This is a genomic window from Ectobacillus panaciterrae DSM 19096 (assembly GCF_000430785.1).
Lineage (GTDB): Bacteria > Bacillota > Bacilli > Bacillales > Bacillaceae_G > Ectobacillus > Ectobacillus panaciterrae.
This window is the reverse complement of record NZ_AUMR01000004.1, coordinates 216,179-223,212: the sequence shown is the minus strand read 5'-3', so window position 1 is coordinate 223,212 and position 7,034 is coordinate 216,179. Positions and strand designations below refer to the sequence as shown.

Genomic DNA, 7,034 nt, shown 5'->3' with positions numbered 1-7,034 from the left:
TCTCAAGCATGTCCATGTTGCCAAAGAAGAAAGAAAGTGCGGACACGCAACTACGTTTGTGCGTGCGGCTACGAAGAACACCGGGACATTCACGGTGCCCGCAACATCTTGGCAAAAGAACTGTACGGGAAGATGTGTCATATTCCGGAAGAAACAAAGAGAAAGTATCTACGGATTGCGTAAGCAAAAAGTAGTAGACGGTGTGTTCCCACCCTTCTGCATGTGCAGAAGTTGCTTAGTCAAATGAAGAAAAGGAGCCCCTGCATAGGTGCAGAGAGGAGATGGCAAATCCGCTTCTCATGGGACCTTGTCTTTGTTGGTGCTAAGAAACCTCCACTTCAAGGAGCGGAAGCGAGTAAGTGGGGGAGGCTCATTCAGATGTTCTTTTTCTTTTAGTCATAAAAACACCCCTTCAAACAAAAATATCCAAAGGGGTAAAACATCGTAACTTTTTTATAAACATCTCGTCTTTATTCAAAACATCGCATCTTTTTTATAAACATCGTGACTTTATTTCAAATCTACAGCAGTCGCTATATTTAGGATTTATCACCTTTATTATTGCTGGTGATCTTTGTGCCATTCGGTTGTTTAACACCTTTGCTTGCATAAGGTTTGGCATAATAAGTTGGCATTTTTTGATATAGGGAATGGAGATATGTTTGCTTTTGATCTAGATAAAAACCCATTAGATCCACCAGTTATATATTTAAGTCATGATGAGAAAAACGTTTGAAACATGCGCTTTGGTAGGCGAAGATGTCGCTTGAACTTGGCGGACACGCACCGTTTATTGTGATGGATGATGCTGATTTAAAAAAGGCAGCCAAAGGGCTGGTGCAGTCTAAGTTCCGTAACGCGGGACAAACGTGTATTTGTACAAACCGAGTGTATGTACAAGAATCGGTAGTGGATGCATTTATCCTTATTTTTCAAAACGAACTGGAGCAGCTAAAGGTTGGGAACGGACTCGAAGAAGGAATTGATATTGGTTCGTTAATTGATAAGTTTGCACTGGAAAAAGTAGAAGAATTGCTGAGCGATGCAGTGAAAAAAGGCGGGAAAGTCGTATATAGCGGCAGTAAGCCGGAGCAAGAGGACGGCCTTTATTATGCACCGACAATTGTATCCGGTACAACAGATGAGATGCTTTGCATGAAGGAAGAAATTTTTGGTCCGCTCGCTCCGATTGCATCATTTCAAACAGAAGAAGAAGTCATTGAGCGTGCCAATGCTTTGAATTACGGTTTAGCCGCTTATGTATATACAGAAAATCTAAGCCGTGCATTTCGCATCACGGAACAGCTGGAATACGGTATTGTCGGATTAAACGATGCAATGCCGTCTGCGGTGCAAGTTCCTTTTGGCGGCTATAAGGAAAGCGGACTGGGCAGAGAAGGCGGTCATTATGGCATTGAAGAATTTTTGGAAGTGAAATATATTTCTATCGGTTTAGATTTATAAGAATATCGTGTTCATGAGTAAACGGCAAGGAAAAATGAAAGGATGCTGACTTTGTTCGTTTGAAGGAAGCTCTGTAGAGTCTGTAAATGCATAAAAACGTTTTTCTGTAAACGTAAAGAGCAGCAAATCAAGAAAACAAAACGAGTGACCTGATAAGGTTACTTTTTTAGCAATACTTATATATACAAGTATCGATTTCTTAACATTTTTATATGAATTAGTGTAGAATGTAACGGGAATCTCATGGTGTTTCATAAAAAGTATTGAAAATCATTCGTTTATATATTATTCTTAAATAAGAATTCAGCTCTATATGCGACTGGCGTAACATGGAATACCATGAGGAAGCATATAGATATATGAGCCGTACGCCTGGGCAAGCACTTGATTGAAAAATCGGGTGCTTTTTGTTTTTCTATAAAAAGAAAAAGGAGTAGGGAAATATGAATCATATGCAAAGGAAAATGGGAACTTTTGCACTTACCATGACAGGCCTGGGCTCGATAATAGGATCAGGGTGGTTATTTGGAGCGTGGAAGGCGGCGCAAATTGCTGGACCAGCTGCCATTTTTGCCTGGCTAATAGGAATGGTCGTCGTTTTGTTCATTGCCTTGTCTTATGCAGAGCTTGGAACAATGTTCCCAGAAGCAGGTGGAATGGTGAAGTATCCTCAATACTCTCATGGATCCTTCGTTGGATTTTTGGCGGCGTGGGCGAACTGGATTGCGATTGCATCTACGGTTCCCGTTGAATCGATCGCTTCCGTTCAATACATGAGTACATGGCCTTGGGAGTGGGCAAGATGGACGCGTACTCTCGTACACAACAATACATTGACTTTTAAAGGATTGCTTATCGCATGTGTATTGCTTCTAGTCTACTTTTTCTTAAACTATTGGACAGTGAATCTTTTTGCTAAAGCAAATTCGTTCATTACTGTATTTAAGATTATTATTCCGGGCACGACAGCCGGAACTTTATTATTCACAGGCTTTCAAGGAGAGAATTTTACAAGTGGCGGAGTTGCGCCTTATGGCTGGGCAAGTGTTCTGACAGCGGTAGCGACATCAGGAATTGTCTTTGCTTTTAACGGTTTTCAAAGCCCGATTAATATGGCTGGAGAAGCAAAAAAGCCGAGCCGCTCCATACCGATTGCAGTGATCGGTTCGATTGTTGCGGCGGCACTTATTTATGTGTTACTGCAAATTGCCTTTATCGGTGCTATAGATGCATCTACTCTTGCGAAAGGCTGGAGTCATATTAACTTCAATTCTCCATTTGCAGATTTAGCGATTGCTCTTAGTATAAATTGGCTTGCGATTTTATTGTACGCAGATGCGTTTGTATCTCCATCTGGATCAGGAACGACTTATACAGCTACGACAGCACGCATGATTTACGGTATGCAAAAGAATGGATATATGCCTGAAGTTTTCGGCAGCATCCATCCTTTTTACGGCGTTCCGCGTCCGGCAATGATTTTCAATCTAGGAATAAGCTTTCTCTTTTTATTTTTATTCCGCGGTTGGGGTGTTTTAGCGGAGGTTACTTCTGTAGCGACGTTAATGTCCTTTATCATGGGACCGGTAGCGCTTATGGTATTGCGCCGAACAGCTAATCACCTGTATCGTCCATTTAAGTTGAAAGGTGCAGCAGTTATCGCACCTTGCGGATTTATTTTCGCTTCTCTGACATTGTATTGGGCGCGTTGGCCGCTTACTGGGGAAGTATTATTCATTATACTAATAGGATTACCGATTTATTTTTATTATCAGGCCAAAAACAAATGGTGTGGTTTCCGAGAGCAGTTTTCATCAGGTATTTGGATGCTTATCTATTTATTGTGTATGATGCTTATCTCTTATTTGGGCAGCGATAAGTTTGGTGGGCAAAATATCATCAAATATGGTTGGGATATGCTTATTATTGCAGTTGTCTCGCTCATGTTCTACTACTGGGGTGTGAAAAGCGGAAGGAAGACCGAGTATATGGCAGCAGCTGAGGAGATAAATAAAGATATAGCTCGTAAGAAATCATTCGATTATGAGAAAGAAGAGGCAATGTAATACGAAAAGGGGATTAGATGGGCGGAAAGAGTTACGAGAGGTGTATAATTGAGTATATTTTAAATTAAGGAAAAAGCAGCTTCCTCCGTCGGAGGCTGCTTTTTTTGTAACAAAATACGATTATTTTTAATTCTAAATATGATATATTCTATTTGAAATAAGTTATATAAAACAATTATCTATACAGGTAAATGCTTATTGTTTATGATTGAATTTGAAAGGAATTTTTCTTATAGAATATGTGATGAGGTGGAGTTATGGCAAAATCTAAGAAGAAATCAAAATCGGCAGCAAAGCAATCTTCAAAGTGGATATTTTGGATCATCGGCGTGTTCAGTTTATGTATATTAGGGTTAATCCTTATAGGCAATGCTCCTAAAAAGGGAGCAAACTTTGACTATAAAGGACAGCCGTATTTAGGAAAAGAATCTGCTCCTGTTCAAATTGTTGAATTCGGCGATTATAAATGCCCGGTTTGCAAAAACTTCAATAAATCTTTCTTTCCGCAAATCGAAAAGGATTTTATAAATACAGGAAAAGCGAAGTTTTACTTTATGAATTACCCGTTCATCAATGTGGATTCTACACGTGCTGCAGCATTTGCTGAAACGGTTTATCAAGAGCTTGGAAATGGAGCGTTCTGGAAATTCCATGAGCTTTTGTACAGCAAGCAGCCTGAAGATGCAAAATATGAGAAGATCGATGTATATACAGAATCGTTTCTAGCAGACGTATTAAGAGAAGCAACTAATGATGCGCAGACGGAGAAAGTGGTGAAGGCTTTTCAGCAGAACAAGGCTAAAGCTGCTTTAGATAAAGATGAGTCGTATGTAACAAAACTCGGAATCAACTCAACACCAACGCTGTTCGTTAATGGAAAAGAATTTAAAGGAAATACGATGGAGGACTTTAAAAAAATGGTAGAAGAAGCAGCGAAGGAGAAAGAAAAATGAGTAAGCCATTAGTTTTCTCTTGGCTGACAGCTATTACAGCTATGCTCGGAAGCTTGTTTTTCAGCGAGGTTATGCATTTCATTCCATGCACGCTTTGTTGGTATCAGCGCATTTTAATGTACCCTTTAGCTGTTTTAATCGGGATTGCGTTTTACAATGATGACCGCCGCATTTATAAATACGTTCTGCCCCTTTCGATTATAGGGATGATGATTTCTGGGTATCACTACGCTTTGCAAAAAATACCGTTTTTGCAAAAATTTGAAGTGTGTACGAGCGGAGTGCCATGTTCCGGCGAGTACATTAACTGGTTAGGGTTTATTACGATTCCCTTGCTTGCATTTACCGCTTTTACTATCATTACAGCGAGTATGTTTATGTTGAAAAAACAATACAACAGGGAAGTAGAATAAGTTTTAAGTAAAAGAGTGAAAAATTAAATAAGAAGAATCTGTTGACAGATTGAGAGAGACCGTTTTATAATACAAAACATACTTAAGTGAATGAATATTCTGTACGCAAAAGCAATGAAGGGAATACAGTAGGATTTACCTCCCTGTTTTAGAGAGCTGATGAGTGGTGAAAATCAGTACAAAGGTAAATGTGAATTTCGATCCCGGAGCATCTTTTTCGTAGTAAAGGCACGTCCTTTATGAAGGGAAAGACGGTCATATGATCGTTAACAAAGGAAAGTGGCAGACATAGTCTGCAATGAGGGTGGTACCGCGATTATGTCGTCCCTGCTGAGAAATCAGCAGGGGCTTTTTTGTTTTAGAAGATAAATGAATACATTTATATGCAATGAAAGGAATACAGTAGTACATATTTCCCTGTTTCAGAGAGCTGATGGTCGGTGTGAATCAGCACATAAATATGCATGAATTTCGATCCTGGAGCATCTTTTTTAAAGTAAAGGCAAGTTCTTTATGAAGGGAAAGACGGTCATATGACCGTTAACAAAGGAAAGAGGCAGACATGGTCTGCAATGAGGGTGGTACCGCGGTTTTAATCGTCCCTGTCGAGGAATCGACAGGGGCGTTTTTTTTATAACAACACGATGGAGGAGAGAGAAAAATGGATACAAGTCATACAGAGCTGCAAAAGAAGCTGCTGCCGCGTCATATTCGTTTTATGGCATTAGGGGGAGCAATTGGAACAGGAATTTTTAAAGGGACTTCTGAAACAGTATCTATCGCAGGGCCAGGTGTTATTTTTTCCTATTTGTTTGCGGGGCTGCTGCTTCTTGTCGTGATGACCGCAATGGCTGAGATGGCGATTGCTTACCCTGGTTTGAATATGAAGGGCTTTATTCGTAAAGCTTTTGGCACCGAGGTATCCTTTGTCATCGGCTGGCTGTATTGCTTCATGTGGCTGATCGTGTGCGTCATTGAAGTTATTGCGGCGGGAAGCTTTTTGCAATATTGGTTCCCATCTGTTTCGCTTTGGATCTTAAGCTTAGGGTGTGCCTTGCTGATTGTTGGCATTAACCTTCTGAATGTGAAGCATTATGGTGAATTTGAGTTTTGGTTTGCAGGCATTAAAATTACAATGATTGTGATTTTTATTTTACTGGGAGCAAGCATTCTCTTTGGAATTATTCCAAGCAGCCAAACTGGTTATATACAAAACTATGTAAATCATCAAGGATTTTTCCCGCATGGCTGGGGTGGTGTATTTTCGGCTTTATTAGTAGTTATCTTTTCATATGGCGGCTCTGAGCTGGTGGGATTAACTTTAAGTGAAACAAAGGGTGCGGAGAAGGTTTTACCTAAAGTCATTAAAGGCATAATTGGAAGAATCGTCTTATTTTATACGATCCCTATCATGGTAATTTGTGGACTGATTCCCTGGAATGAAATTAGCAATGAAGCGAGTCCGTTCGTACAGGTGTTGTCCACAGCCGGTTTTCAAGGTTCGGCACATATCATGAACTTTGTACTTATTACAGCTGTCTTATCCGCAGCGAATTCCGGTATATACGGCAGTACACGTATGCTGCATTCTTTGGCAATAGAAGGAGAAGCGCCTAAAGCTTTTGCTTATGTATCCAAAAACGGGATTCCTATATACAGCTTGATTCTAAGTGCGATTGTGCTTATTGGGGGTGCTTTTATCGCGTATCTTTCACCGGACCGCGTGTTTGGTTATCTGATGGCGATTCCAGGATTTACGGTATCTGTTGTATGGATCAGCATTTGCCTGGCGCAGTTGAAACTTCGTAAGACTTACGTGAATGTCCCGAACTTTAAGGTTTGGGGATTTCCATATATAACGGCGCTTACTGCGGGAGCGCTGGGTATAAGCTGTATAGCATTTATGTTCAGTCCACAAAATAGAATCAGTGTTTTTGTTTGCTTAGGCATGCTACTTGTATTGCTGACAGCCTCTCTGGTTACAAGCCGAAAAACAAAAGCAAGATAAGGAGATGCAGTGTATATAAAGGAATATGAACTGTATTTCGGTTTACATTTCATACTAAACGGTATATGGGAAAGGTTGTCGCGATTTGGAGAGTATGCTTTACTTGTATGAAATTTAGATGATGCAAAAT

General features: G+C 40.2%; 5 protein-coding genes, 2 pseudogenes, 1 riboswitch and 2 other annotated features. All 7 genes and pseudogenes read left to right on the top strand.

Annotation, left to right across the window (positions count from 1 at the left end; genetic code table 11):
• Positions 1 to 183: zinc ribbon domain-containing protein (locus H540_RS31710; RefSeq protein WP_211241881.1), on the top strand; the 183-nt coding region annotated here is incomplete at its 5' end.
• Between the two features lie 430 nt (positions 184 to 613).
• Positions 614 to 724, top strand: a pseudogene (locus H540_RS34355) (SMI1/KNR4 family protein); the annotation flags it as partial.
• A gap of 32 nt (positions 725 to 756) precedes the next feature.
• Positions 757 to 1,464: pseudogene (locus tag H540_RS28815) on the top strand (aldehyde dehydrogenase family protein); the annotation flags it as partial.
• A gap of 305 nt (positions 1,465 to 1,769) precedes the next feature.
• Positions 1,770 to 1,849: riboswitch (ZMP/ZTP riboswitch) on the top strand.
• 58 nt (positions 1,850 to 1,907) lie between these two features.
• A complete protein-coding gene (locus H540_RS0102690) occupies positions 1,908 to 3,530 on the top strand; it encodes a glutamate/serine transporter AimA (RefSeq protein ID WP_028399306.1) in 1,623 nt (540 codons plus the stop codon).
• A gap of 257 nt (positions 3,531 to 3,787) precedes the next feature.
• A complete protein-coding gene (locus H540_RS0102685) occupies positions 3,788 to 4,483 on the top strand; it encodes a DsbA family protein (RefSeq protein ID WP_028399305.1) in 696 nt (231 codons plus the stop codon).
• Entirely contained in the window at positions 4,480 to 4,896 is a 417-nt protein-coding gene (locus H540_RS0102680) for a disulfide oxidoreductase (RefSeq protein WP_028399304.1), read from the top strand. Before H540_RS0102685 ends, H540_RS0102680 begins: the two co-directional genes overlap by 4 nt.
• Before the next feature lie 105 nt (positions 4,897 to 5,001).
• Positions 5,002 to 5,228 (top strand) — a binding site (T-box leader).
• Between the two features lie 47 nt (positions 5,229 to 5,275).
• Positions 5,276 to 5,503, top strand: a binding site (T-box leader).
• A 54-nt stretch (positions 5,504 to 5,557) separates the two neighbouring features.
• Positions 5,558 to 6,904 carry an amino acid permease gene (locus H540_RS0102675; protein WP_028399303.1) on the top strand — a complete coding sequence of 449 codons (1,347 nt, stop codon included), beginning with the start codon at positions 5,558 to 5,560 and terminating at the stop codon, positions 6,902 to 6,904.
• Positions 6,905 to 7,034 lie beyond the last annotated feature (130 nt).